Annotated in this window: 22 protein-coding genes and 1 pseudogene; 19 read left to right on the top strand and 4 right to left on the bottom strand. The window is 35.1% G+C overall.

The window, feature by feature from the left end:
* The first annotated feature begins 165 nt into the window (after window positions 1-165).
* From J2W48_RS05380 to J2W48_RS05355, 6 genes are all read left to right on the top strand, one after another.
* Window positions 166-3,663, top strand: a complete 3,498-nt coding sequence (locus J2W48_RS05380) for a malectin domain-containing carbohydrate-binding protein (RefSeq protein ID WP_310279133.1) — start codon at window positions 166-168, stop codon at window positions 3,661-3,663.
* Window positions 3,664-3,758: 95 nt separating this feature from the next.
* Complete coding sequence (locus J2W48_RS05375) at window positions 3,759-6,194, top strand: glycoside hydrolase family 2 TIM barrel-domain containing protein (protein ID WP_310279131.1); 2,436 nt, start codon at window positions 3,759-3,761, stop codon at window positions 6,192-6,194.
* A 45-nt stretch (window positions 6,195-6,239) separates the two neighbouring features.
* Window positions 6,240-6,461 (top strand): hypothetical protein, encoded by a 222-nt coding sequence (locus J2W48_RS05370; protein WP_031455573.1) that lies wholly within the window; start codon window positions 6,240-6,242, stop codon window positions 6,459-6,461.
* Window positions 6,461-6,778 carry a type II toxin-antitoxin system RelE/ParE family toxin gene (locus J2W48_RS05365; RefSeq protein WP_310279128.1) on the top strand — a complete coding sequence of 106 codons (318 nt, stop codon included), beginning with the start codon at window positions 6,461-6,463 and terminating at the stop codon, window positions 6,776-6,778. Before J2W48_RS05370 ends, J2W48_RS05365 begins: the two co-directional genes overlap by 1 nt.
* Window positions 6,779-7,150: 372 nt before the next feature.
* Entirely contained in the window at window positions 7,151-9,472 is a 2,322-nt protein-coding gene (locus J2W48_RS05360) for an HsdM family class I SAM-dependent methyltransferase (RefSeq protein WP_310279126.1), read from the top strand.
* 3 nt (window positions 9,473-9,475) lie between these two features.
* Window positions 9,476-10,105, top strand: a complete 630-nt coding sequence (locus tag J2W48_RS05355; protein WP_310279124.1) for a hypothetical protein — start codon at window positions 9,476-9,478, stop codon at window positions 10,103-10,105.
* A 152-nt stretch (window positions 10,106-10,257) separates the two neighbouring features.
* Here the strand turns inward: J2W48_RS05355 and J2W48_RS05350 are convergent, their stop codons facing one another.
* A complete protein-coding gene (locus J2W48_RS05350; protein ID WP_310279122.1) occupies window positions 10,258-11,520 on the bottom strand; it encodes an MFS transporter in 1,263 nt (420 codons plus the stop codon).
* 423 nt (window positions 11,521-11,943) lie between these two features.
* Between J2W48_RS05350 and J2W48_RS05345 the strand changes: the two genes are divergently transcribed.
* From J2W48_RS05345 to J2W48_RS05295, 11 genes are all read left to right on the top strand, one after another.
* The gene (locus J2W48_RS05345) at window positions 11,944-13,185 is read left to right on the top strand and encodes a ribulose-bisphosphate carboxylase large subunit family protein (protein WP_310279119.1); all 1,242 of its coding nucleotides are present in this window, start codon (window positions 11,944-11,946) and stop codon (window positions 13,183-13,185) included.
* Window positions 13,185-14,564, top strand: coding sequence for a four-carbon acid sugar kinase family protein (locus J2W48_RS05340; protein ID WP_310279115.1), 1,380 nt, complete (start codon window positions 13,185-13,187; stop codon window positions 14,562-14,564). Before J2W48_RS05345 ends, J2W48_RS05340 begins: the two co-directional genes overlap by 1 nt.
* Window positions 14,561-15,223 carry an aspartate/glutamate racemase family protein gene (locus J2W48_RS05335; protein WP_310279113.1) on the top strand — a complete coding sequence of 221 codons (663 nt, stop codon included), beginning with the start codon at window positions 14,561-14,563 and terminating at the stop codon, window positions 15,221-15,223. Before J2W48_RS05340 ends, J2W48_RS05335 begins: the two co-directional genes overlap by 4 nt.
* Before the next feature lie 159 nt (window positions 15,224-15,382).
* Entirely contained in the window at window positions 15,383-16,672 is a 1,290-nt protein-coding gene (locus J2W48_RS05330) for a bile acid:sodium symporter family protein (RefSeq protein WP_310279110.1), read from the top strand.
* Window positions 16,673-17,058: 386 nt separating this feature from the next.
* Window positions 17,059-17,367: a hypothetical protein gene (locus J2W48_RS05325; protein WP_310279103.1), complete on the top strand. Its 309-nt coding sequence runs from the start codon at window positions 17,059-17,061 to the stop codon at window positions 17,365-17,367.
* 53 nt (window positions 17,368-17,420) lie between these two features.
* A complete protein-coding gene (locus tag J2W48_RS05320; RefSeq protein ID WP_310279100.1) occupies window positions 17,421-18,182 on the top strand; it encodes a hypothetical protein in 762 nt (253 codons plus the stop codon).
* A gap of 51 nt (window positions 18,183-18,233) precedes the next feature.
* Window positions 18,234-18,878: a hypothetical protein gene (locus J2W48_RS05315; RefSeq protein WP_310279097.1), complete on the top strand. Its 645-nt coding sequence runs from the start codon at window positions 18,234-18,236 to the stop codon at window positions 18,876-18,878.
* A gap of 15 nt (window positions 18,879-18,893) precedes the next feature.
* Window positions 18,894-19,337, top strand: coding sequence for a GNAT family N-acetyltransferase (locus tag J2W48_RS05310; protein ID WP_310279093.1), 444 nt, complete (start codon window positions 18,894-18,896; stop codon window positions 19,335-19,337).
* A 63-nt stretch (window positions 19,338-19,400) separates the two neighbouring features.
* Window positions 19,401-20,423 (top strand): DUF7638 domain-containing protein, encoded by a 1,023-nt coding sequence (locus J2W48_RS05305; protein ID WP_310279090.1) that lies wholly within the window; start codon window positions 19,401-19,403, stop codon window positions 20,421-20,423.
* A gap of 338 nt (window positions 20,424-20,761) precedes the next feature.
* Complete coding sequence (locus tag J2W48_RS05300; RefSeq protein WP_310279087.1) at window positions 20,762-21,394, top strand: hypothetical protein; 633 nt, start codon at window positions 20,762-20,764, stop codon at window positions 21,392-21,394.
* A 62-nt stretch (window positions 21,395-21,456) separates the two neighbouring features.
* A complete protein-coding gene (locus J2W48_RS05295) occupies window positions 21,457-22,431 on the top strand; it encodes a hypothetical protein (protein WP_310279084.1) in 975 nt (324 codons plus the stop codon).
* A 346-nt stretch (window positions 22,432-22,777) separates the two neighbouring features.
* Here J2W48_RS05295 and J2W48_RS05290 read toward each other — a convergent pair whose 3' ends face one another.
* The 3 genes and pseudogenes from J2W48_RS05290 to J2W48_RS05280 form a co-directional block, all read right to left on the bottom strand.
* Window positions 22,778-23,200: a lipocalin family protein gene (locus J2W48_RS05290; RefSeq protein WP_310279082.1), complete on the bottom strand. Its 423-nt coding sequence runs from the start codon at window positions 23,198-23,200 to the stop codon at window positions 22,778-22,780.
* Window positions 23,201-23,419: 219 nt separating this feature from the next.
* Window positions 23,420-23,821 carry a DoxX family protein gene (locus J2W48_RS05285; RefSeq protein ID WP_310279079.1) on the bottom strand — a complete coding sequence of 134 codons (402 nt, stop codon included), beginning with the start codon at window positions 23,819-23,821 and terminating at the stop codon, window positions 23,420-23,422.
* 177 nt (window positions 23,822-23,998) lie between these two features.
* Window positions 23,999-24,211 (bottom strand): annotated as a pseudogene (locus J2W48_RS05280) (winged helix-turn-helix transcriptional regulator); the annotation flags it as partial.
* A gap of 180 nt (window positions 24,212-24,391) precedes the next feature.
* Here J2W48_RS05280 and J2W48_RS05275 point away from each other — a divergent pair.
* Together J2W48_RS05275 and J2W48_RS05270 are read left to right on the top strand one after the other, a co-directional pair.
* Complete coding sequence (locus J2W48_RS05275) at window positions 24,392-25,525, top strand: NADH-dependent flavin oxidoreductase (RefSeq protein WP_310279076.1); 1,134 nt, start codon at window positions 24,392-24,394, stop codon at window positions 25,523-25,525.
* A gap of 38 nt (window positions 25,526-25,563) precedes the next feature.
* Window positions 25,564-26,424: an SDR family oxidoreductase gene (locus J2W48_RS05270; RefSeq protein ID WP_310279074.1), complete on the top strand. Its 861-nt coding sequence runs from the start codon at window positions 25,564-25,566 to the stop codon at window positions 26,422-26,424.
* The last annotated feature ends 26 nt before the right edge of the window (window positions 26,425-26,450 follow it).

Genomic DNA, 26,450 nt, shown 5'->3' with positions numbered 1-26,450 from the left:
GGAAATAATAAAAGAAATAGTGGTAATCTGCGATGGGGACCCAAGCAAATCACCACTATTTAATACAACTTAGATAACTTCCGAACACCTATGTTTTTAAAACCTGTTAGGTCTCATAGGAATAACAAACTTAAATAACCTTATATCTTATATGGTTTAAAATATATGAAGAAAATAGTTTTTTTTATTTTTTGTTTTTTTGTAGGTGCTTGCTTTGTATGGAGTCAAAGTAGCAAGGAACCAGCGAAGTTTCGTAAAGAAGTTTCGCTGAATTCCTCCTGGGAAACCATTGTTTTGGACAAGCTTCCGGAACAAGAAGAAACCTTTGTGCAAAATCCAAAAGTAGATGCACAATGGCAAAAAGTAAACGTACCTCATAATTGGGATCAGTATTACGGATTCCGAAGAACCAAACATGGTAATTTACACGGAACTGCCTGGTATCACAAAACATTAAAATTAGACAAACAAGATACTTCAAAAAGACTTTTCCTCTTTTTCGAAGGCGTAAGTTCTTATGCCACGGTTTGGGTAAACGGCAAAAAAGTCGGCGAACACAAAGGCGGAAGAACCACTTTTACAGTCGATATTACAAAAGCCATTTCTTTCGAAAGAGCAAATAATATAATTGTCAAAGCGGCGCATCCATCCTTCATTGCCGATTTGCCTTGGGTTTGTGGAGGCTGTTCAGGAGAATGGGGATTCTCGGAAGGTTCACAGCCAATGGGGATTTTCAGACCCGTAACTTTGGTCGTTACCGATGAAGGTCGCATAGAACCTTTCGGCGTTCACATTTGGAATGACAAAACCACTTCGAAAGAAAAAGCCGTTCTGAATATTACCACCGAAATCAAAAACTACGGAACTTCAAACCGAAACCTAACCATCGAAAACACCCTTTTTGATAAAAGCGGAAAGAAAGTAGTTAGCGTAAAAAGTGATGTCAAAAATACTTCAGGAGAAACCAAACAAATAGCACAAACACTTCCCGAAATTACAAACCCAAAATTATGGTCGCCAGCCAATCCGTATTTGTATCAATTGGTCACCACGATTATTGAAAACGGGAAGAAAATAGATGAATTAAAAATACCTTATGGAATCCGTTGGGTTTCTTGGCCCGTGAGCAGGGACGGAAAAGACAATCGTTTTTATATTAACGACGAACCTTTGTTTATCAACGGAACTTGCGAATATGAACATTTAATCGGGAACAGCCATTCGTTTTCAGACGAGCAAATTCATTCGAGAATCGAACAAATTAAAGCAGGAGGATTTAATGCTTTTCGCGAAGCGCACCAGCCTCATAATTTAAAATATCAGGAAGAACTGGACCAAAACGGAATTCTATTCTGGAGTCAGTTTTCGGCACATATTTGGTACGACACACCCGAATTCAAAGAGAATTTCAAAACTCTATTGCGTGAATGGATCAAAGAACGCCGAAACAATGCGTCAGTCGTGATGTGGGGATTGCAAAACGAAAGCACCATCCCGGCAGCATTTGCCGAAGAATGTACCCAAATCATCCGCGAAATGGATCCCATGTCCGCTTCGCAACGCATCGTCACAACCTGCAACGGAGGCGAAGGAACCGATTGGAATGTCGTACAAAACTGGTCGGGAACCTATGGTGGCGATCCGTTTAATTACGATGTCGAAATGAGCACGCAATTGCTAAACGGAGAATACGGCGCCTGGCGTTCACACGATTTACACACCGAAGGGGAATTCGACCAAAAAGGAACTTTAAGCGAAAATCGTTTCTCGCAACTAATGGAAATAAAAGTCCGTGAAGCCGAATCGGTAAAAGATAAAATCGCAGGACAATTCAACTGGCTTTTTGCCTCGCACGAAAATCCGGGACGCGTGCAAAACGGAGAAGGATTTAGAGATATTGACAAAGTTGGACCCGTCAATTATAAAGGACTTTTCAGTATTTGGGGCGAGCCTCTGGATGCGTATTATATGTACCGCGCTAATTATGTTTCGAACAAGACCAATCCAATGGTCTATATCGTTTCGCACACCTGGCCGAATCGTTGGGCGGCTCCTGGAATTAAAAACGGAATCGATGTATATTCCAATTGTGATGAGGTTGAATTGTTCAATGATGTTAATAGAACTTCACTCGGAAAACTAAAAAATCCAGGCTTGGGACAGCATTTTCAATGGAATAATGTCAATATTCAATACAACGTTTTGTATGCCGTAGGTTATGTAAACGGAAAAGCTGTTGCTAAAGATTATATTGTTTTGAACAGTTTGCCAAAAGCGCCAAATTTCAACAAATTAGAAACTAAAAAAGAACCACTTTTACAGCCTCAAAAAAACTACAATTACATTTACAGAGTCAATAGTGGCGGAAGTGAAATCTCCGATTCTCTCGGAAACTTATGGCAGGCTGATGTTCATAAAAACAAAGACAATACCTGGGGTTCTTTGTCCTGGACGGATAATTTCAAACAATTGCCTGATTTTTATGCCAGCCAAAGAAGTACTTTCGACCCAATTTCAGGAACAAAAGACTGGAAATTATTTCAAAGTTTCAGATATGGAATCGATAAATTGCGTTACGAATTCCCAGCTCCGGACGGAGAATATCTGGTCGAATTATATTTCACAGAACCCTGGTACGGAACCGGAGGAGGACTGGATTGCAAAGGCTGGCGTTTGTTTGACGTAGCGATAAATGACAATGTCGTTTTGAAAGATTTGGATATCTGGAAAGAAGTAGGACACGATTCGGCGTTAAAGAAAACCTTCGTAGTAAAAAGCAAAAATGGAAAAATAGTTATCTCGTTCCCGAATGTAAAAGCAAGTCAGGCGATTATTTCGGCAATTGCAATAGCCACCAAAGACAAAACTTTAAAAGGAGCTTCGGCTTCGCCAAGAAATATTCAGAATGTTGCTAGTAATTCGGAGACTAAAATCGGTTCCTGGCTGGATATCAATTCAAAACAATATTCAGATTCTGATATAGTTTTTACGCAATTACCTGCTGAAGTTTATGGAGCAGATTATTTACAAACTTCATCAAAGTCAAAATCTTCGGGTTCATTTATAACCAAAGAAGATTCGGAAATTTATTTTTTTAGCCAATCAAAAGATTCAATTTCGGGTTATAAAAGAATGACAGAAACCGCTAAAAATTCAGATAAAGTGAAGTTTTCGGTTTTCCATAAAAAAATAAAAAAAGGAGAAAAAGTTGGTTTTGAAAACAATTCAATCGCAGTGGTTCCAACTTACGATATGGGCGAAAAAGACGATTCAAGACCAGTTGTGCTTTTGGAAGCAGAAACCGCCAAAACCACTGGAACCGGAATCGAAAAAGGCAATTTCAAAAAAGCCGATTACATCGAATTTACACAAAAAACAAAAAACAGCATTCAGTTTGAAGTAAAACCAGGAGTTGCAGGAATTTACCTGATGCGTTTCCGATTTATGAACAGAAATGAAACGCCATTAAAAGTCAAATTCAAAATGGAAGACGCCTACGGAATCCTGATGCGTAACGACACGATTGAATTTCCTTCGGCAACAGAAAAATGGAAGATATTAAATACAACTTCCGGTGGTTACATCAACGCTGGTACCTATAAAATCACAATAGAATCAGAGGATATGAAAGGGTTGATGTTGGATTCTTTTGAGTTTCAGTAACGTCATTGCGAGGAACGAAGCAATCACAGTAGTTGCTCTCGTGATGAGATTGCTTCGTCCCTCGCAATGACAAACAGCATAAAAAAATAATTACAATGGTAAAACAACATAAAAATATTTTACAAAAAATAACAATTGTATTGACATTATCGCTTTTAGTTGCCTGTGCTTCAAAAAGTAAAAATGCGAGAATCGTCGAGGATTTCAATCAAAACTGGAATTTCAAATTAGGAGATTATCCAACAGCGATTCAGCCTGATTTCAGTACTGCTGATTGGAGAACGTTGCAATTACCACACGATTGGAGTATTGAAGGCACTTTCGATAAAGAGAGTAAAACCAAACAGGCACAGGCATTTTTGCCGGCAGGAAAAGGCTGGTACCGCAAAACATTTACACTTCCCGAAGATTGGGCAACCAAAAACGTTTCGATAGAATTCGACGGCGTTTTCAAAAACAGTGAAGTCTTCATCAACGGACATTCATTGGGAATGCGTCCGAACGGATACATTTCATTTACTTATGAATTGTCGCAATATTTAAATTTTGGAAAGGAAAACGTAATTGCCGTAAAAGTCGATAACGATGCACAGCCCAATTCCAGATGGTATACTGGTTCCGGAATTTACAGAAACGTACGATTGTTGGCGAGCGAAAAATTGCACGTCGCAAAATGGGGAACGTATGTGACAACACCGGAAGTTTCAAAAGAAAAAGCATCCGTACATTTAGAGGTAACCATCGAAAATAAAACCACTTCCGAAAAAGAATTCCAATTGGTAACATCTATTCTGGATGCGAATAATAAAGAAGTCGCGAATGCCAAAACAACAGAAAAAATAGGTGCCAATACCAATGCAAAAAAGGTTCACAATCTAAATGTAAATCAGCCAAAATTGTGGGATACCGAAAATCCGAATATGTACAAAATTGTCACTACTATTTATGAAAATTCAAAAGCTGTCGATAATTACGAAACACCTTTAGGATTCCGATTCTTCAGTTTCGATGCCGAAAAAGGATTTTCGCTGAATGGTGTACCCACCAAAATTTTGGGAGTTTGTCTGCATCACGACAACGGAGCTTTGGGTACGGTGGAGAATATTCACGCCGTTAAAAGGAAACTAAAAATAATGAAAGAGATGGGAGCTAATGCCATCCGAATGGCACACAATCCGCATTCTTTGGAGATGATGCAGTTGTGTGATGAAATGGGATTTATTGTTCAGGATGAGTTTACCGATGTCTGGAAAAAGAAAAAAGTAACCAACGATTACCATAAAGACTGGGATGCGTGGCACAAACAGGATCTCGAAGATTTCATCAAAAGAGATCGCAACCATCCGTCGGTGATTATGTGGAGTATCGGAAACGAAATCCGTGAACAATTTGACAGCACCGGAATTGCGATTACGAGAGAATTGGCTCAAATCGTAAAGTCGCTCGACACGACTCGTCCCGTTACAAGTGCTTTGACCGAGAATGTTATCGAGAAAAATTTCATTTACCAGTCGGGCGCTTTGGATTTGTTGGGATTTAATTACAAACACGAAGATTACAAAGACTTTCCGGTTCGTTTCAAAGGGCAAAAAATACTCGCTTCCGAAAGTGTTTCGGCACTCGAAACCCGTGGACATTACGATTTTCCTTCGGACGGAATTAAGGCCTGGCCTCCAAAACACGGCGCGCCTTTTGACGGAAATGCAGACTGGACCGTTTCGGCTTACGATCAGGTGCAATCCTATTGGGGAACTACGCACGAAGCCAATTGGAAAACCATCAAAAAACAGGATTTTATGGCGGGAACTTTCATCTGGACAGGCTTCGATTATCTGGGCGAACCCGATCCGTATCCGTATCCTGCAAGAAGTTCGTATTTCGGAATCGTAGATTTGGCGGGCTTCCCCAAAGATGTCTATTATATGTACCAAAGCGAATGGTCGGCCAAACCCGTTTTGCATCTTTTCCCGCACTGGAACTGGCAAAAAGATCAGGAAGTCGACGTTTGGGCGTATTACAACAATGCCGATGAAGTAGAATTGTTCCTCAACGGAAAATCATTGGGCAAAAAAGCCAAACAAAATGATGATTTGCATATTTCCTGGCGCGTAAAATTCGAACCCGGGACCATAAAAGCCATTTCCAGAAAAGACGGAAAAGTAGTTTTGGAAAAGGAAATTCACACTGCCAGAGAAGCTTCCAAAATAGATTTGAAAGCGGACAAAACAACCATAAAAAATGATACTTACGATTTGGTTTACGTAACCGTTTCTATCACAGACACTGCCGGAAATCTGGTTCCGAATGCCAATCATAAAATCGATTTTGAGGTAACCGGAGGCGGAAAACTCGTTGGACTCGACAATGGTTATCAGGCCAATCTGGATTCTTTTAAAGCTTCATCCTACAAAGTATTTAATGGTAAATGTATCGCCATCATTCAATCCAACGGTAAGAAAGAAAACATTCAGTTAAAAGCTTCGACAGGTAATGGAATTTCTGGCAAAGTGATTGAAATTAAAGTAGAATAAGGTTTTGAGGCAAATAATTTGTATTTTTGAATAAAATATGATGTTATGGATTTGCAAACCAGAAAAATAGAATTTGTACAGGAGTTTCTAAAGCTTCAAAGCGAAGAATTAGTTTCTCAGTTCGAAAATTTGCTGAAAAGTAAAATGCAAAAAAATACAAAACCGATGTCTGTTGCTGAATTAAATTCACGAATAGACCAGTCAGAAAATGACTTTAAAAATGGTAAATTCAAGACCAGTGAAGAGCTTTTATCAAAGTATAAATAATGGCTTTTAAAATAATATGGTCGGATTTTGCAGAAACTGAATTAGACAAAATTTTCGAATATTACATTGAAAACGCAAGTTTACTGGTTGCGAAAAATGTAATTACGAAAATCATTCTCGAACCTAATAAAATACTTTCGCATCCAGAAATTACGCAAATCGAAGAATTATTGCTCGACAGAGAAAATGAATATCGATATTTAATTTGCGATAATTATAAAATAGTTTACTCTATAGATTCCAAGCAAAAATTTATAATGATTGCCGATGTTTTTGATACCAGACAAAATCCGGCAAAAATTAAAAGAACAAAATAAATATTCAATATAATTTATAAAGGTTGTCCGAAAGGGCAGCCTTTTTTATTAAAAATATTTTACACCTGATTTTTAATATTTGGGCATATCCCTACGGGTCGGGCTGTCCATTATATCTTTTCTTTTCCTAAAGAAGGAAAAGAAAAGGATGCCATTTCCATCCCTTATGCGGGAGTTGGTTTTTAGAAGATGTCTTGGTTAAATTTATTCTAGTAATTGTAGTAAAAATAATACTATATTAGCATTGTTAAATATGGATTTATAAATGAAATTGAATAATTTTCACTTATACAATGTCAAATATAAATGATTGAAGATATTATAATACCAGTTTAAAATTGGATAGTCAGAAACAAATACTATTTTTGTGAAGTGAATGATTTAAAAAACATAGAAACGTGGAAATCTAATTTTGGACTTCTACCAATTAAACTAAATCCTGTTTTTCAAGAGGAAAAATTTCTTATGTTAAATGGCGGCCTAGGTGATTTTTGCCTAAAAACGTCTTCATTTGGAGATGAGGTTTTAGAAAATATTTATCAAGAATCTTGGTCAACAAATACTAAAAATTTTTTATTCATTGGCGAAGAATCTATTGAAGTTACAAATTGGTATGATAATAAAATAGAAAAAATACCTAATACCAAAATAGAGTCAAATTTAAGCCAATTTTATAAATACTTATCATCCAAGTCATTTAAAACTCAAAATGATGTTGTTCCATTTATTTTAGATATTTTTAGACAGCTTAGAAATCTAACATTTGAAAAACATGATTCCTCTGAAGCTATTAATCTTTTGTTTTCTCTATTAATAAGTTTAGAGGAAGATTACACGAAAATCGATACTGGAAAATGGAATATATCAGCTTCAAAATTTCCAGATAAATTTGATTATTTTGTTGAATTAATCAATCAAGGTGTTAGAGGTATTAAGCCAAATTTAGATTTGATATTAAGACATACAGCGGGAATACTGTTTCAAGAAGCTCATCGAGAAGTTATTTATTTTAATCCCCAAAGAGATTTATTTGGCGGTGCTTCAAGTAAATTAGAAACAAGAAAAGATGCATATTCGAGTATTCATTACACACCTCAGTATATTGCAAGAACTATTGTAGAAAACGTATTAAAATCATTAGATTATGGTAGCCAAGAAATTAATATACTTGATCCTTCGTGTGGCTCATCTGAATTTTTAATAGAAATTTTAAAACAATTAAAAAATTCCCGTTATGCTGGAAAGATTACAATCAAAGGATTTGATTCGTCTGATAGCGCAATTAAAACGTCAAACTTTTTATTAGCATATGAAAATCGTCAACAATGGAATAATTCTCTTGAAATTACAATTAAAAAAGTTGAGGATTCATTAGTTGAGGATTGGGGCAATAATGATATTATTCTGATGAATCCTCCGTTCATTTCTTGGGAGTTGTTAAAAAGTAAAGAAAGTAGAGATAATGTTTTATCAATTCTTGATGATGTTGTAAAAAAATCAAGACCAAATCAAGCAACAGCTTTTTTTTATAAAGCATGCCAATCTTTAAAAGATGGAGGTATAATAGGTTGTATATTACCAACATCTATTTTTTATTCAGAAATATATTCTGACTTAAGAAATAAATTAAATCAAGAATTATCTTTTAAAGTACTTGCTAAATTAGGTAATTATGTTTTTGAAGACGCATTAACTGATGTAAGTTTGTTTATTGCGTCTAATAATAAATCTGCATTATTACCTAAATTAATTTGGACTAAAAATGAAAAAGGCACTGTACAAGATGCTTTAAGAGAGTTTAGACGAATGAATGCAAATAATGAGCAATCAATAAATAATAAAAATTATAGTATATATGTTCCTCCTTATTTTCCAATAATTGACAATAGCTGGAAAGTTATATCTCTAAATGAAAATGAATTTATAAAAGAGTTAGATATATATTATAAAGCAGGGAAATTATCTGCTATATCTGATATTTTTAGTATCAATCAAGGAGCGTTATTAGGAGTAAAAAATGTATTTAAGGTAACTATCGATGAATTCGAGATGATGCCAGCACACGAACAAAAATATTTTAGACCAATTATTACTAATAACTCGGTTAAAACAGGATGCATAACTATTTTTGAATATGTATGGTTTCCATATAATAAAAATGGATCAATTTTTAAAGAAGAGGATGAATTGTCTGGATTGGATTTTTACACCTCAAAATTATTGCCAAACAAAGACTTATTAGAGAAACGACAAGGAATTTCAAATTGGTGGTCATTAACAAGACCTAGGAATTGGCAGTTTGTAAAAGAGCCAGCATTATATTCAAACAGATTTGGAAATTCAAATTCTTTTGCTTTTGATAAAAAAGGAGAATTTGTAATAGAAGAAGGAAATGCTTTTATTCCTAAAAAAGAATTCGAAGCATTAGATTACTATTTTTATTTGGCATGCTTTAGTAGTAATATTTTTGATGTCCTATTATCAATATATTCTAAGCCTATAATGTCAGGTTTTGATTTGGGTAAAATCCAAATAAAAAACATTCCTATACCAAATGTTCAAAAAAATAACTTAAGACAGAGTGAGGCTTATTTTAAGTTGGCGGAACTGGGAAAAGAATTAGAAAAGGGGAATTCATTTGTAAAACCTGTTATAAATGATATATTGAAATCTTACTTCTATCCTAATTATTAGAATATGAGCGATTTTCTGGGAATTACCGAAAAGGTTAATAAGGAATGTAAGGTGTTATTCGTTGAGAATTTTAAATTAGTTCCATTTACAGGACATCATAATATTTCTGTGTTTAGAATTGAAGGTAGTTCTTCTGCATTGAATAGATATGATTCAGAACCTGTAAAAGTTTTGCGATGGTTTGGAAAATTTTGGTTATTCATAGAGATTAAATTTATAGTAGAAAAATCAAAAATTGGTAATAAATTTAAAGAAGATACTCATACTAATATTTCATTATCTATATATGAGGGAGAAGATTATGATGAAAGGAAGATTCAGTTATTTAGAGCTGAATGGGATGACATGAATAATTCTTCCGAAAGACATTCGCAACCACATTGGCATATAACTTCAAGTCAAGCGATAGAAAAAACTTTTGAAGAATATTCTAATCATTTTGATAATGGAGATTTCATTTCTTTACTAGAAGAAGAAAAGTCAAAATTGTTTGATGTCAAAAAAATTCATTTTGCGATGAATGGAAATTGGCAAAATGATCAAACACACGTTCACTGTATAGATAATTCGGAAAAAGTAGCTAAGTGGATAAAAGGTCTATTATCTCATATCAGAATAGAACTTGAAGAATAACAGCTCACTAATAACAATTTAAAGTACTTAATTGTTTTTAAATTTTTTAGAATTAGATTCTATCGAATATTATCGTATAAAAAATACAACACACCGATATACTTTTTACATTCATACTTATCCATCCTTAAGTCTAAATGTGTTTATCTCCCTCAAATCTCATTCCCCTCAGTCATATCTATAGTTTTTGGATGCAGGCTAACCAGTTGTACAACGATAGCAGTAACAACTACAAACAATAGAAGAACAAAAACATTTCTCATTCCTCCATTATCAGCGGCTTTTCCTAAAAACTCGGTGATAACAGCGCCTGCCGAAATACCTACAAAATTCATAATTCCGTATCCGGTAGCACGGTAGCGAGGCGCGACAAACTGACAAAGAATAGGCATATTGTTGGTGTCGTATATTCCAAATCCAAGTCCAAAAAGAATAGCGCCAAAAATAATAGCTTCAATGTCACAGCAGTAGCCAAATAAAAACAATGCCGGAATGGTAAGAGACAATCCGATAGCGCTGGTGTAAATTCTTCCTTTAAGATGTTTCATCACCCATCTGTCTGAAATGGCACCGCCAATTAAAACGCCAAAAAAGGAAGACATCGAAATGGTTACCGTTGCAATTGGTCCCGCCAGAGACATGTCTAGATGTAACGTTTCAGTAAATAAGGTGGGTAACCAGTTTTTGGCCGCCCAACCCGGTAAACTTGGTGCAGAGAAATAAAAGAGTATAACCCAAAAGGAGATATTACCGAATAACATTCCCAATCCTTTGAACATTTGCCTGAATTCATAGCGAACAGATGACTTTTTTGCAGGATCAAAAAGGTACGTTTTCTTTTCCTGTAGAAAAAACAGCAGCACTAAACTGTAAAGTACACCGAGTAAACCTACGGAGTGAAAACTGAAATGCCAGGAAAAATGCTTTGAAACAGTGGCTCCAAAACCACCCAGCGCCTGTCCTAAATAGATTCCGGTGGTATGAATGGCAATAGCAAAAGACCGTGTTTTTTCCTGATGGTAATCTGCAATTAAGGATAGGGCAGCCGGAATATAAAAAGCTTCACTAAAACCCATAATGCCGCGCAAAATGTAAATCTGATTGAAAGTTGTGGCATAACCCATCGCCATAGTAACACCAGACCAGATAAAAAGACTGGCTATGATGATTCTTTTTCGGTTAAACCGATCTGCTATAACTCCGGAAACAGGGCTCATAAGCGCATATATCCAAAGGAAAATAGCCATTAAGAGACCGAAATTTTCAGCTTTGGCCAATTCAGGAATGTCATCCATCATCGCTGATTTCATGGTTGAAAGCATTTGTCGGTCTAAATAATTCAGTAAAGCGACAAACCACAATAAGCCAACCACAATCCATGGATAGGATTTTTTTTCATTCAATTTTATAATCATTTTCCTTTTTCAAATAATGGGCGAATATACGAATTCAAACATAACAGGAAATAATTGTTTTCCATCTGATTTGTTTGTGATGTTTGCTATTCAATTCTTACTTGTTTTCTTTTTTTAATGATTACAAAAAAGCAAAATGTTGTTTTTTAGCGCCGATCGAAGTGAAAATCTTTGTGTGCCGGGGTTCGGCATACAAAATTACTTCACTATACTTTTATTTTCATCGGAGTTCAGTGAACTTCGTTTGCAACGAAGAGCGGGACCATTGCTTACTGATAGTGCCTAATCTTTCTGCTCCGGAAATTAAAAATCAGATTCAGGCTTATTATCTTAACTTCAAAATAAATTTCCCATACAGCACACAGCAGGACACTTACTCCCTATAAATTCATTTATTTAGGATTTCTTAAAAAATTGAAGACAATGGAAAGAGTGTTTGCAGAATATCTTATCGAAACTCCTTATGATGTAGAACAGGCTTCGGCGGTTTTGGCGGGCGAGCAGTCCTCGGGAACTTTTGTGTCTGTTCCGGGTGAAACCGAAGAATTGAAAAAACGTTTTGCTGCAAGGGTAGAGGATATTCAGTTATTGGATTTGGCAGACCAACCATCCATTCCGGGCGGAAGTATTCCCGGAAAAAAGTACCAGAAAGCAAGAGTAAAGGTAAGCTGGTCGATAGAAAACTTCGGCTATAATCTGCCGGTTTTGATTAGCACTTTACAAGGAAATTTATACGAAATCACGCAATTTACGGGTTTAAAACTAATGGATTTTGAAGTGCCGGATTTTTTCGCAACTCATTTCAAAGGACCAAAATTCGGAATCAAAGGTTCGAAACTATCTTGTGGCGTAACCGACAGACCGATGATTGGAACGATTATAAAACCAAGTATCGGAATGAGTGTGGACGAAACCGCCACTTTGGTAAAATCCCTGATTGATGCCGGAATCGATTTTATCAAAGACGATGAACTGATGGGATCTGCCGCCAATTCGCCTTTTAATGAAAGGGTAAAAGCGATTATGAAAGTCATTCGTGACAACGAACAAAAAACTGGTAAAAAAGTAATGTATGCGTTCAATATCAGCGATGAAATTGACGAAATGCAACGAAAATACGATTTAATTAAAAAGGAAGAAGGAAGCTGTGCGATGATCAGCATCAACAGTGTGGGGCTTTCGGGAACAAAGAAAATTTGTGATCAGGGCGAACTCGTTATTCACGGTCACAGAAATGGCTGGGGAATGCTGAACCGGCATCCGTTGTTGGGAATCGAATTTCCTGCCTATCAAAAAATTCAGCGCCTGGCAGGAATCGATCAACTGCATGTCAACGGTATCCAGAATAAATTTTGGGAATCGGATGATTCGGTAGTGACCTCGATAAAATCCTGTTTGAAACCCTTTTTGGGCGGATACGAAATCTTGCCCGTAGTATCTTCGGGACAATGGGGCGGACAAGCCGTAGAAACCTACCGAAGAACCCAAACGACTGATTTGCTGTATATGGCAGGTGGCGGAATTTTGGCACATCCAATGGGACCAAAAGCCGGCGTAAATGCGTTACAGCAAGCCTGGACAGGAGCCGTTGACGGTTTATCTGTCGAAGAAACCGCTTTAAAATATCCGGAATTTGCCGAATCGGTAAAGAAATTTTCGAAATAATGAAGAACGATAAATTGCTTTTGGCCTATTATGGCGACGACTTCACAGGCTCTACGGATGCCTTGGAATTCCTGACCCTTGCCGGAGTGAAAACCGTTCTCTTTCTTCGAAAACCGGAACAAAAAGACCTGGATCGTTTTCCGGGAATTCAGGCGATTGGTCTGGCGGGAAAAAGCCGATCAATGTCGCCGTCGGAAATGGACACAGAACTTTATAGTGCTTTTGAAAATCTGAAAAGTTTTGCCCCAAATCACTTTCATTATAAAGTCTGTTCCACTTTCGATTCGGCGCCACATGTGGGAAACATCGGAAAAGCAATCGAAATCGGAAGCGAAGTCTTTAATCAAAAAACGGTTTTGGTTTCGCCATCAGCACCACATTTGGGACGGTTTTGTATTTTCGGAAATCTTTTTGCCCGAATGGGAACTATTGGAAACGGAAAAATTTACCGTATCGATCGTCATCCATCTATGAGTAAACATCCCGTTACACCCGCTTTGGAGGGAGATTTGACTTTACATTTGGCAAAACAAACGGAGAAATCCATCAATCTTGTCAACTTAACCACAATTGAAAAAGGTACTTCAGTAGTTATCGAAGCGGTAGAAAACAACAAAGCAGACATTCTGTTTTTTGATGGTTTCAATTTGGAACATCTTAAAACCATCGGAAGTGTTTTTAACCAATTGGCAAACGAAAAAACATTATTTTCAGTAGGTTCATCCGGAATCGAAATGGCTTTAGGATTAGATTGGAAAAACGAAAAAATCATAGCAAATGAAACGGTATTTGAATCAGCAGGAGAAGTTTCGCCCATACTTGTTTTATCGGGAAGCTGTTCACCGGTAACTTCCAGCCAAATTGAATATGCACTTGAAAATGGTTTTTTGGAAATTGCATTGGAAAGCAAGGCTGTTGATATTCAAAATCAGGAGGGAATTATAAAAAATACTGTTGCTCAAATTATTGAAAATTTCAATAATGGTAAAAGCACCATTCTGCATACGAGCACAGGTTCAAACGATCCGCGTATTACCGAAACAGAGTCCTATTTTAAGTCAAAAGGAATTGCTGAAAATGAAATTCAAAAACAATGCAGTAGTATTTACGGAAGTGTTTTGGGACAAATAACCAAAGAAGTATTAAAAGCTGTCAAAATAAAAAGAATTCTTTTTGCCGGTGGCGATACTTCGAGTTACGCAGCCTCCGAATTGGGTATTCTGGCATTGGAAATGATTGCGCCGTTGGCTCCGGGAGCACCGCTTTGTAAGGCTGTTTCGGACAATGAATGGGTAAATGGAATAGAAATGAATTTTAAAGGCGGCCAAGTAGGTACCGCCGATTATTTTATAAAAGTTTTAAAAGGAGAGAAATTATGAGCGCAAAAACATTAGGTTTTGTACACACATCGGCAACATTGGTTCCGTTGTTTCAACAATTGAGCAACGAGTTTTTAGAGGGAATCGAAACATTCAATATAGTCGATGACAGCCTGATAAAAGACGTAATCAAAAAAGGAAAATTAATGCCCAATACGGCTTCCAGAGTAGTGAGTCACGTTAAACTTGCTGAATCTGCAGGTGCTGATGTAATTTTGGTAACCTGTTCGTCTATTGGCGTAGCGATTGAAACTGCTGCCACATTAGCAACAGTTCCGGTTATTCGCGTAGATCAGGCAATGGCGGATGAAGCAGTTCAAATTGGCAACAAAATAGGTGTTATCGCAACCTTACCAACCACTTTGGAACCAACAAGTGATTTGGTCAGAAGAAGAGCAGAGTTGGCAGGCAAAAATGCAATGATTACTTCCAAATTATGCGAAGGCGCTTTTGAAGCGTTGATGAGCGGAGACGCTGCCAAGCACGACGAAATGGTAGCCAAAGCCCTAAAAGAATTAATGAAAGAAGTCGATGTTATTGTTCTGGCGCAGGCTTCAATGGCGCGCGTAGTTGACGGTTTAAGTGCCGAAGAAAAACTAGTGCCGATCTTGGCAAGTCCCGCCATCGCAATGAAAAAACTGGCAGAGCATTATTTTTAACCAAAAATTTTTCCACCATATAAGTTATATAAGTTCATATTAAGTTTGATTTTTGAGTTAGCTTAAATGACCTTATAGTTAGCTTTTGTTTTCAATTTAGTTTAAATGAACTTATATCACTTATATGGTTTAATAATAACATTTTAATAATGATTTAGTATGCGTAAATATTTTCTTTGGGCTGCCCCACTATTTTTCATTGTTGCCGGTTTCGGCTGGTTACAGCAAATAGAGATACTATGGAAGCTGGGATTAATCTTTGGTTTTTCAAGTATTGCCATTGGGGTAGGACATCTGAAATTATTAAGCGGTTATCAATACACGTTTTGGATTATCACAGCCGTTTGCGCTGGATTAATCTATCCCGATTTTTTCCTGCACGTCGGCAGTTTCGATATGCGTAATAAATGGCTCATTCTGATTATCATTCAAATGGTGATGTTCGGAATGGGGACACAAATGAGCATCAAGGATTTTACAGGCATCCGAAAGTCAGGAAAAGGAGTTTTGATTGGTTTGCTGGGACATTTTACCATTATGCCTATTATGGGTTTTTTGATTGCCAAAACTTTTGGTTTTGAGCCCGAAATTGCAGCAGGAATTATCCTGATCGGGTCTTGCAGCAGCGGATTGGCTTCGAATGTGATGACGTATATTGCCAAAGGGAATTTGGTCTTATCCGTTACCGTAACGGCGATGTCCACATTGGCAGCGCCTATTATGACTCCGTTTTTAATGAAAATATTTGCAGGGACTTTAGTCGAAGTCCATTTTTTTAACATGATGATGGAAATTATCAAGATTGTTCTCGTGCCTTTGGCGGCAGCAATGGTTCACGATATTTTAAAAAACTACGGAAATGTAGCCACAACAAGAATTTATGTTTTGACAATCCTGTCTGCGTTTTGGCTGGGATTTGTTCTTTTCTTCGGGAATTCCTTTTCTGTTCCGCAAGACAGTACAGCAGCTCATGTATTAGAAATTGTCCATTTTACCTGCGGTGCTTTTATCGTGGGCGTTTTGTATCATTGGCTGTACAGAGTCTATCCGAAAATAGATGCAATCATGCCTTATTTTTCGATGTTCGGGATCATTTATTTTACTTTGGTAACCACCGCTGCGGGACGAGATAATTTAATTCAAATAGGATTTTTATTGTTCCTGGCTTCGGTATTGCATAATGGAGCAGGTTACTTTTTTGGCTATTGGCTGAGTAGAATAAGTGGTTTGGACAAAAAAAGCTGTCAAACGATTGCTTTTGAAGTAGGCTTGCAAAACGGCGGAATGGCATCTGGATTGGCTGGTTCGATGGGAAAATTGGCTACGCTAGGATTGGCCTCTGCGGTATTTAGTCTCTGGATGAATGTTTCCGGTTCTTTGTTGGCTAATTACTGGCGTAAAAAAGGAGATAGGGAAGAAACAGAAATCATTGCTGATACAACAAATTAAATACACAAAACTCCATTATTTTGATGGAGTTTTTTATGAAATTAAGTTTCAATTGTTTTTATTATTTGGGCACGACCACAATCCCGATAGCTATCGGGAGGGCTGTTCAATTATATTCCCGATTTAGAAAAAACAAAGCTTTTTGCCGTATTTTTCTAAATCGGGAGATGTTATTTTCATCTCTCATGCAAATTCGTTTTATAACAGGATTTAGGGTAAATTAATATTTCTAATTTGTAATAATAATATTATATTAGCAGGAATTAAAGCCTTGCTTTATATCTAAATTACCGATTTAAGGTTGGTATAAATGAGTTCAATTAATGATAAAAGAACTATCAACTGTCTGACAGAAAATGAACAGATAAACAATTAAATAACATAATATGATAACGGTAAAAGTAACTTATACAGTAAAACCTGAATTTGTAGAAGCAAACAAAGCAAATATTAACACATTTCTAAGCGACTTCAAAAAATTGAATCCATCTGAATTTCGTTATAATGTTTATTTGCAAGAAGATGGAAGAACCTTCCTGCATTTTTCAACTTATAAAAATGAAGAAATACAAAGACAAATCCTCAACATTGAATCCTTTAAATCTTTTCAGGAGGAAAGAGATAAAAGCGGATTGGACAACACGCATAAGGTTGAAATTTTAAGTTATGTGGGTTCTTCCTTTGACCTTTTATAAAAAGGTTATAAAAATTAGAATACTAAAAAAATGTACATCATCATATCAAAGTAATGAGAAAATCTATTAATAAAAATTATTCCTTTTCAGTTTTAGCAGTATTTTTTGTTCTACTTCAAAGCTGCAATAATTCGAATAAAAATCAAACTTCTACTGAAAAAGAGGAGATTTCGATTAAGAAAGAAAAACCATTAGAAACAAAATTAGCACAAGCCGAAACCAGAAAAAAAATAGCCGATTTTGTTCCGGAAGGGTACAAAATTTTCCAGGAAATTTATGGTGACCTGAATAAAGATGGGATAGAAGACTGTATTGTAATTATCAAAGGCACTAATAAAGAAAACGTTATTACAGATGAACACCGCGGTAAACTCGATCGCAACCGAAGAGGAATTATTGTGCTTTTTAAGGAAAAGGAAAATTACATTCAGGCAGTAAAAAATTACGATTGTTTTTCCTCTGAAAATGAAGATGGCGGGGTTTATTTTGCACCGGATTTAGAGGTTAGTATCGAAAAAGGGAAACTTTATGTTCATTACGGTCACGGAAGATACGGATATTGGTCGTATACTTTTAGGTTTAAAAACAATGATTTCGAATTGATTGGTTATGATTCAACCGAACACAACGGACCAGTGGTAAATAGCGAAACCAGTATTAATTTTTTAACGAAAAAGAAAGTAACGAAAACCAATACCAATGAAAATGCAGAAAGCGGAGACGAGGTATTTGAAGAGAAAATAGAAAAAATAAAGGTTGATAAACTGATTCAGTTATCTGAAATTAAAGACTTTGATGAACTTGAAGTAGCGTAGAGTTACAGTGTGAATTAGGAACATTTTGAAAAACTAATTAAAAATCAAAAAATGCAGAAACGAAAGAGAATATATTATTCAGCAGGATTAATAAGCATTATATTGCTTCCTATTTTTTGCTTGATTAGTATCAAAAATAGTAATCCATTTAGAAACAGCAATTCAATTGGTTTTCAAAGTATGGGTGGACAGGAAGACACAGAATTATTTAAAAGCTATACAGCTTTTTTAAATACTAAAAAATTCACGACTGTTGCCTTAACGGGAAATAATTTTTCGGATAGTATTAAATTAGAAGAAGCTCAAAACGACATCAAAGAATTGGTAAAATCAAAAGATTCAGTTGCGGGAATTAAATTTCACTTTGGGCAAAAATCTAAGTATTGGACTTTTATCAGAGCTTTGGATATTTTGTATGTTGAGCAATGTTATACCTTTTTTGTATATAAAGATGATATATGGGCTACAAATCCGAAACCCCCAAAACCAATAAAATTTGACAAAAATGCAGAACCTTTACGAATTATTACTTGTGGTTCTGGTGGTTCTGATCCTGATTTTGAAGAAGATATTTGGGGACCAATATGGCAAAAAACATCAGAAATTGGCAAAAAATATTACTTGCCAATTATTGCCTACATCCTTATGCTGTTTTATACTTTTCGAAGAATTGGTAAACGAGTAAAAGTAATTTAATATATAACAAAAAAAATGATATTTCGAGAAGCTAAAATTAGCGACATAAAACAAATTCAGATCGTCAGAAATTCAGTTAAAGAAAATACATTATCCAATCCTGATTTGGTAACCGATCAGGATTGTGAAGAATTTTTATTCCAGCGAGGAAAAGGCTGGGTTTGTGAAATTGAGAATGTTATTATTGGCTTTGCCATAGCTGATTTAAAAGAAGACAACATCTGGGCATTGTTTCTGCATCCTGATTTTGAAGGCAAGGGTATTGGAGCTAATCTTCATAAGATAATGCTTGACTGGTATTTTTCAACCGAAAAGGAATATGTCTGGCTGGGAACTTCACCAAATACAAGGGCAGAAAAATTTTATAGAAAAGCCGGATGGAAACAAAATGGCTGGTACGGTACAAAAGAATTGAAGTTTGAAATGACTAAAAAGCAATGGCAAAGTTTACATACATAATTAATATTGATAAAATAACCAATTCCACGCTAACCGACCTTTACTTTTAATTTTAATATTTTAATGGACATCAATAAGTTTATAAAACCGACCACGAGAGTTTACAGAAAACAGGTACTCGAAGGATATTCAATACCGGCAATTATTAAAAATGGAACTCATTTTTTTACTGATCTTGACGTGTATGAAAACGGAAGGGTAGCGTGTTGGAATTTTGAAGATTTTGAACATTTTAAAAATGATGTAAACAGAGGCTGGGTGTCTGTGTCAATTCCAGACAACGAAAGAATTTCGATACACGGATTAGGAGACTGGACTATTGGCAATGGAAACTGGATATTTGATAAAGACACTTTTATATATTATGTGCAGCAGCTGATTAAGGAACTAAATCCGAAGTTAGAAAATTTATTTCAATATTCTAAAAAGACAATAAATGGTGTAAGTATTGGAGAAAACGGCAACGGGACAGTATTTAAAGAATTAAAAAAATACCCAAATGATATTTTCCCTGAAAAATTAGAAGGACAAAGTGTTAACTTATTTTACAAAGAATCACAAGGCTATTATCTGATAAAAGTAAATGTATTTGCAGATAATACTCTTCAGCTTTCAAGATTAGAAACCCCAATTGATTTAACGATCTCAGAATTTGAAAAATTAGTAAAGGAAAAAATTATACTAACAGAAATACCTGTTCATTCAAAGGTATTAATTTACGGATTAGGGAATTTTGAAATAGTCAAAAATGAATTTCATACAACTATTGAAGAGAAAGTATTGGAAATTAGAGATATCCTGCGGGATTTAAATGGTCAGCCATCTACAATTGTTATTTGCAGGGAGGCTTATCGTAATTATATTGAAAACCCAACCATTGCTAACAGGGAAAAACTTAAAAACAGTTACGAAAAGGTACCAGACCATCAAAAAATGTATGTTGGCGACATGGATACAAAAGATACAGAAGTCCGAATGATAATTTATGGTGATCAGGAAATCGAAAGTTGGTCGCATTATCAAGTCGCAAAATCACAAGGAAAAACCCTGCCAACAATTACGGTTATCAGGCCCAAAGATGAATAAAATAATAAACAAGATTTAAATGAAATTCCATCAATTCTTCAAATATACTTTCTAAAATATGAAACACAAATTGGTATTGCTTCTGTTTACAATTTTATTGACTAGCTGTGCCGTAAAACAGCCGGCAGATAAACAGGCTAATAAAAATTCATAATAACTTTAGTGATCAGGAGGTCAGTTGGTTTAAAAATAAAGGAACTGGCAATATAAATGGAACGGCAAAATTTAAATCCAAAAATGGAGAACTGCGGTTTGGAGAAGAATTCAGGATAGAACTGATGCCGTATGGTCATTATACACAAGAACGTTTAAGTAAAATAAGAAAATGAAATACAAGAATGACGAACTTTAATTCCATAAGAAAACTATTTGAGATAACAGAAGACAATGGATTTTCAGTAGAAGAGATGACTACTCTTCTACAGCATCCTAATGCAATTCCAAAAGTTTTGTATGACTATTATCTGCAGCTTGGAAAGATTAAAAGTCTTAATCAGACACAAGACAAATTACTGGAGCCAAATCAACTAAAATATTCTAAAAATAAGAAATTTTTAATATTTTATGCTGAAAATCAGTGGGCTTGCGTTTGGGGTATTCATAAAAATGATCTGAATAAAGCCAATCCGCTGGTGTTTATGAGTTATGATGAAAAAGAATGGGTTGTTGAGAATGAAAAGTTATCAGACTTTCTTAATGCAATGTCAAATCTGCAGGCAACTTTTGCTTTACCCTATACTGCAGAAGAATTTCTGATGATAAACGAATCTGAATTTGAAAGTATTAAATGCAGTTATAAAAAACGCGATTTTAAATTTACGAGATGGATTGGAATTGAATTTTATGGTAATAATGATAATGATGTCATTACGGTAATGAAAAATGAGAATAATTATGATCTGGTATATGCTTCAGCGAATGAAGAGCAATTTGAAGCGATGCAGGATATATTAAATAAATTAGGAAATTAAAAGATTTTTCCTCAATCCGGGACTATAAAGTAACTGGAATTTTGAATTTAATTGAAATTGTAATGGATGAAATATATCAGATAGAAACATTAGATGGATTGGAAAATTATCTGGTTCAGTTCGAAACAGATAAAATAAGAGAAAGTTTATATACTGAATTCCTAAAATATTCAGACTATAAAAACGTAACTGAATGGAATAAAGCAGTACGTCTTTGTGAAAGTCTGACAATTATTGGCTGGGGAGAAAAAGAACCAGTAGAAGCCAAAAAAGGAATGTTTTATAACGGAAATCCGGAAACTACTTTCTATAATAAAGACAGGCAATCTCGTTATGTTAGCGCTATCTGGTCTTCAAGGACTACAGGTTTTACAATGGAGCAAGGCAGAACTGATTATCATGAAAGCCCTGATGTTCCTGCAAAACAAACTATTTTATGGGATTATCCGACTGTTGAAGAAATTCAAAATTTAAAACTGGAAAATCAGAAAAACTGGATTCCTAAAAACCCAATACTAATTACACAAGGTATTTCAAATTGTTATGAAAACTCACAAAAGTTAATAGACGGTATAAAAAATGAATTACAGCCTAAACTGGATTCGGAAATGCAGATTGAAAAATATGGAAAATCGATCAATCGAATTGTGTTTGTGCTCTCCATGAGCTATTATGACAATAATAGTTGCAAAACAAATTATATAATTGCTGATGAAAATTTAAAATTAAAACAAAAAGATTTTTATCCGGCGCTTCTAAAAATGTTTACAAAAAAGGAAATTGCGGATAATGGCTATTTCTTAAGAAATAGATATGATTACGGTAATTTTCAATCGAACACAGGAATAATTAAAACCGAAATAAAGTTTGAAAAAGAATTCAGCGAAATGAGTTATGAAGATCAAAAAGCTAAATTAACCGAATACATTTCAACAGCATTGTTGAACATAACGGATAAATTAAAAAAGAAAAAACTACAGTATGATTTTGATTTAATGCTTGAAGATTTTCGAAAAATAGTGTCAGATTGGAAATAGAAAATGTATAATCTCGTTTCTTCAGCTTTTCTTATCAACATGGTTTTTTTAGAAAATAACTAAACCTATGGCAGAAAGTCCATAGATTTGGTTGGCAGACTAAAAGCCTTAAAAAAAGTTTGAAGTTTAGGGAGATGAAGATTTTGAAAGGAACTATTTTAATGGCAGTTTACTTATTATTGAGCAGACAGAAAAATTTAGGGATATAATTATTTTTTCGATATTCGGTAAATATTTTGAAATATATCATTTATAACTTTAGAATAAAAAAACGGAAACAACTTTGAAAATTGTTTCCGTTCATCCGATCATTCAAATCTAATACTGATACTTCAGGCTTTTAAAATTAATCTCTGGTATAGACTGTAATAGCGCCATTTGCATCTTTTAACTTTAATTCTTTAAGTGTAAGATTCACAATGTCCTGGGTTTTTTCTACACCATCAATAACGGTTGTTAAATTATTATGGGATCTCGAATAAATACCTGAATCAATGTCTAAAGCACAAGGAGATATTGTTGAATCATAATCCCCCTCTGTTGCGGTATTGTCTAATTTAAGTTCAAGATAATCCTTGTTGCATCCGCTTTGATTTTGAGGTGCATCAGTAAGAACTTCGTTACCTGAAACGACTGTACCTACTTGCGACAGATTCCATTTTCCTGTTAACGGTGCAAGTGTTTCTCCTTCATTGTCATCACTACTGCAAGATGTAGCAAAAAAACTTATGCTTAATGCTAATGCCAGTAATATACTTCTATTTTTCATGTTGATTTATTTTATAAATTATAATGGCTAAATTAAATCGACAATGCTGCTAATGCGTTATATAATTTGGGGTTTGATTTTCATAATTCCCTATTATTCTTTAAAACCGTAACTGCTTTAAATCAGAAACCTCCAAAATCAATGACTTCGGAGATTTCTATTATGTTGGAGTAAACACGGGATTTTAGTTTATAATATAATCACATGTATTTAAGGGTTTTAATCCCACTTGTTATTTTTTGAAATAGCTAAGTTACCTGCACCTGTAAAGAATAAACTCAAGGCTCCAAATAAATACAGGCCTATTAATTCTAAAGCCCAGCCTCCATGTTCTCCCATAGAGAATATTTCAGAACTATGAACTATGAAGATAGCGACCAAACAATTAAAAGCAAGTATAGCTGCCGCTATTCTGGTCCTGAAACCAATTAAAATAGCAATTGGAGCAAGTATTTCACCCACAAAAACGCCATAGGCAAAGAATTCCGGAAGCCCTTTTGCGGTAAGCATCGTTTTAATGAATTCTAAACCGGCACTTAATTTTGGAATACCATGTAAAAGCATTAAAACGCTAATTGTGATACGGAGTATCAATAATCCTAAATCGTTGTTTTTTCTCATAATATTTTGTCATTAAATTAATAATAGACTCAAATATATTGAATTTGTTTAACAATATGAGGTTTGTCTTAAATAAAAGTGGCTATAAGCTTAAATAAAAAGTTGAAATAAAAGGCATAAAAAACTCCATTATCTCTAATGAAGTTTTTGTTCTTGCTCTAAAGTGTTTTGTGATTTTTATTTTTTAGGCTTATCACCTTTTATAAATTTCCCTTCCTTTTCTACAATTATTGGAAGTAAGTCTATTGCCTTTTGAGTAAGCTTATATAACACTTTTGCCTTACTATCTGGGTGTTCTAACTTTTCGATGAGTTTGTTATCTTCTAAACTTTGAAGTCTTGATGCTAAAATGTTTGTCGCTATACCTTCTGCTGATTTTAAAAAGTCACCATAAGTTGATTTGTTATTTCTTTAATATTATCACTTATTATTCCTGTGTTAGCGGTAATGCTACAGCAAACTCAAGAATCTTTCCGCAATTTGTATCACATCTTCAGACTTTTGTATAACTAACAGGATAATTTAACACCCCATCTTTGCATCATCATTTAGTAACATAAAAATTAAATAATGAGCAAGACAATAGATACCAAACAATTATTCCAAAACTTTACATTTAAAAATGGGATAGAAACCAAAAACAGGATTACGATGTCACCAATGACAACCTGGGCAAGCAATGATGACTATACAGTATCGGACGATGAAATAAAGCATTATGAAGCTCGAAGCGGAAACGTTGGATTGGTAATAACAGGCTGCACCAGAGTAATGGCAAACGGAATTGGCTTTAACAATGAATATGCCTCTTACGATGACTCTTTTTTACCGAGTCTTAAAAAACTGGCCGCTGCTGCAAAAAAAGGTGGCTCACCTGCAATACTTCAAATTTATCACGCTGGAAATAAATCGGTTACAGATCTCATTCCAGATGGTATTCCTGTGAGTGCAAGTGCCATAGCATTAGTACCGTCGGCGTTTTATGCTGGAGGAGTAGTATCAAGTGAACTTACACATGAAGAAATTCTGGAAATAATAAAGGCTTTTGGCGAAACTACCCACAGAGCAATAAAGGCAGGGTTTGACGGAATAGAGCTGCATGGAGCTCACGGATTTCTAATGCAAAATTTCTTTTCGCCCTATTACAACCAAAGAACAGACCACTGGGGCGGAACCGATGAAAAACGAATGAACTTTGCAGTTGAAGTAATCAAAGAAGTGCAAGCGGTAATTAAAAAATATGCAGATAGACCATTTTTGATAGGTTTCAGAATCTCACCAGAGGAGCCTGAAAGTTATAGAGTGAGAGATACCTTTCCGTTCATAGATAAACTAATTGACTGCGGAATTGATTATATGCACATTTCACTTGCTAATCTGCTTGCACAAAAACCTATAGATGCTGAAAATGGAGATGATACTATTTTAAAATTAATACTCGATTATGTTAATCACAGAGTTCCAGTGATTGCTGCAGGAGGTATCAAACAGTTCAATGATGCAATAGAGGCACTAAAAATAGGATTGTCATTGGTGGCTGTTGGACATGGGCTTATTATCAATCCGAATTGGGTGGAGCTTGCATCTAATGAAGAAAAAGCGAATGAAGTTTTAAGTATGTCTAAGGCTGATGAACTTGCAATACCTAAAAAACTACAGGAATTCATTCACGTAGCAAAAGGATTTTTTCAGGTAACCGACTAGCCTTGCTATTGTAAATATTACAAATTAATAAAAACAAAATGAGTAAAAAAATAACTGTAATTGGAGCAACAGGAATGATTGGAATTCCTGTAACAAAAGAATTACTAAAGGCGGGTTTTGAAATAACAGCGTTAGTCAGAAATGTTGTAAAAGCAAAACAAATTTTTCCGACAGATAAGATACATTTTGTAAACGGCGACCTTCAAAATATAGCGGAAATTTCAGAAGCTTTGAAAAATGCAGATGCTGTCTATATCAGTATTTCATCATCGCCAAATGATAAGGAATACGAATTTAACCCTGAAATGCACGGATTTGAAAATATCTTATCCGCCTTAAAAATATCATCGGTAAAACAAGTCGGTTTCCTTTCCTCTTTTCTGGCAAGAAACTATGCTGGTGATTGGTGGGTTATGAATGCTAAAAAGCAAGCGATTCAAAAAATAAAAAAATCAAATATTCCCTATACTATTTTCTATCCAGCCAATTTTATGCAAAATTTTAACGCTGGAATGAGAGACGGAAAAAAAGTAAACATCATTGGAACATCTAATGAAAAATCCTGGTGGATTGACGCCGAAGACTTTGGAAAACAAGTGGCTAATGCCTTTAAAACAGAAAAATCAATTAATAGAGAATATGCTGTACAAGGATTAGACTCTTTCACAACAGCAGAAGCTACAAAAGCTTTTGTTGAGAGCCACACAAAAGAGAAATTGACTATCGGTAAGTTACCAATGGGAATGGCAAAGTTTTTATCAATTTTTATAAAACCATTGAGATTTGTAGTGCCTTTAATAACCGTAATGAACAACAACAAAGAAACCTTTGAAGCACAACAAACTTGGGACGAATTAGGTAAACCTACCATTACAGTAGAAAAATTTGCAAGAAAGTAATTTCGTTAGTTGGGTTCATAAATCAG

Origin of the sequence: Flavobacterium piscis (assembly GCF_031457575.1) — a bacterium.
GTDB lineage: Bacteria > Bacteroidota > Bacteroidia > Flavobacteriales > Flavobacteriaceae > Flavobacterium > Flavobacterium piscis_A.
This window is presented reverse-complemented; position numbering and strand designations above follow the sequence as displayed.

Bases quoted from the DNA above. Each gene is read 5' to 3' on its own strand.
- J2W48_RS05370 (WP_031455573.1), top strand. From the start codon at position 6,240: ATGGATTTGCAAACCAGAAAAATAGAATTTGTACAGGAGTTTCTAAAG.
- J2W48_RS05355 (WP_310279124.1), top strand. From the start codon at position 9,476: ATGAGCGATTTTCTGGGAATTACCGAAAAGGTTAATAAGGAATGTAAG.
- J2W48_RS05325 (WP_310279103.1), top strand. From the start codon at position 17,059: ATGATAACGGTAAAAGTAACTTATACAGTAAAACCTGAATTTGTAGAA.
- J2W48_RS05330 (WP_310279110.1), top strand. From the start codon at position 15,383: ATGCGTAAATATTTTCTTTGGGCTGCCCCACTATTTTTCATTGTTGCC.
- J2W48_RS05350 (WP_310279122.1), bottom strand. From the start codon at position 11,520: ATGATTATAAAATTGAATGAAAAAAAATCCTATCCATGGATTGTGGTT.
- J2W48_RS05270 (WP_310279074.1), top strand. From the start codon at position 25,564: ATGAGTAAAAAAATAACTGTAATTGGAGCAACAGGAATGATTGGAATT.
- J2W48_RS05320 (WP_310279100.1), top strand. From the start codon at position 17,421: ATGAGAAAATCTATTAATAAAAATTATTCCTTTTCAGTTTTAGCAGTA.
- J2W48_RS05290 (WP_310279082.1), bottom strand. From the start codon at position 23,200: ATGAAAAATAGAAGTATATTACTGGCATTAGCATTAAGCATAAGTTTT.
- J2W48_RS05310 (WP_310279093.1), top strand. From the start codon at position 18,894: ATGATATTTCGAGAAGCTAAAATTAGCGACATAAAACAAATTCAGATC.
- J2W48_RS05295 (WP_310279084.1), top strand. From the start codon at position 21,457: ATGGATGAAATATATCAGATAGAAACATTAGATGGATTGGAAAATTAT.
- J2W48_RS05335 (WP_310279113.1), top strand. From the start codon at position 14,561: ATGAGCGCAAAAACATTAGGTTTTGTACACACATCGGCAACATTGGTT.
- J2W48_RS05315 (WP_310279097.1), top strand. From the start codon at position 18,234: ATGCAGAAACGAAAGAGAATATATTATTCAGCAGGATTAATAAGCATT.
- J2W48_RS05365 (WP_310279128.1), top strand. From the start codon at position 6,461: ATGGCTTTTAAAATAATATGGTCGGATTTTGCAGAAACTGAATTAGAC.
- J2W48_RS05275 (WP_310279076.1), top strand. From the start codon at position 24,392: ATGAGCAAGACAATAGATACCAAACAATTATTCCAAAACTTTACATTT.
- J2W48_RS05340 (WP_310279115.1), top strand. From the start codon at position 13,185: ATGAAGAACGATAAATTGCTTTTGGCCTATTATGGCGACGACTTCACA.
- J2W48_RS05305 (WP_310279090.1), top strand. From the start codon at position 19,401: ATGGACATCAATAAGTTTATAAAACCGACCACGAGAGTTTACAGAAAA.
- J2W48_RS05380 (WP_310279133.1), top strand. From the start codon at position 166: ATGAAGAAAATAGTTTTTTTTATTTTTTGTTTTTTTGTAGGTGCTTGC.
- J2W48_RS05375 (WP_310279131.1), top strand. From the start codon at position 3,759: ATGGTAAAACAACATAAAAATATTTTACAAAAAATAACAATTGTATTG.
- J2W48_RS05345 (WP_310279119.1), top strand. From the start codon at position 11,944: ATGGAAAGAGTGTTTGCAGAATATCTTATCGAAACTCCTTATGATGTA.
- J2W48_RS05300 (WP_310279087.1), top strand. From the start codon at position 20,762: ATGACGAACTTTAATTCCATAAGAAAACTATTTGAGATAACAGAAGAC.
- J2W48_RS05285 (WP_310279079.1), bottom strand. From the start codon at position 23,821: ATGAGAAAAAACAACGATTTAGGATTATTGATACTCCGTATCACAATT.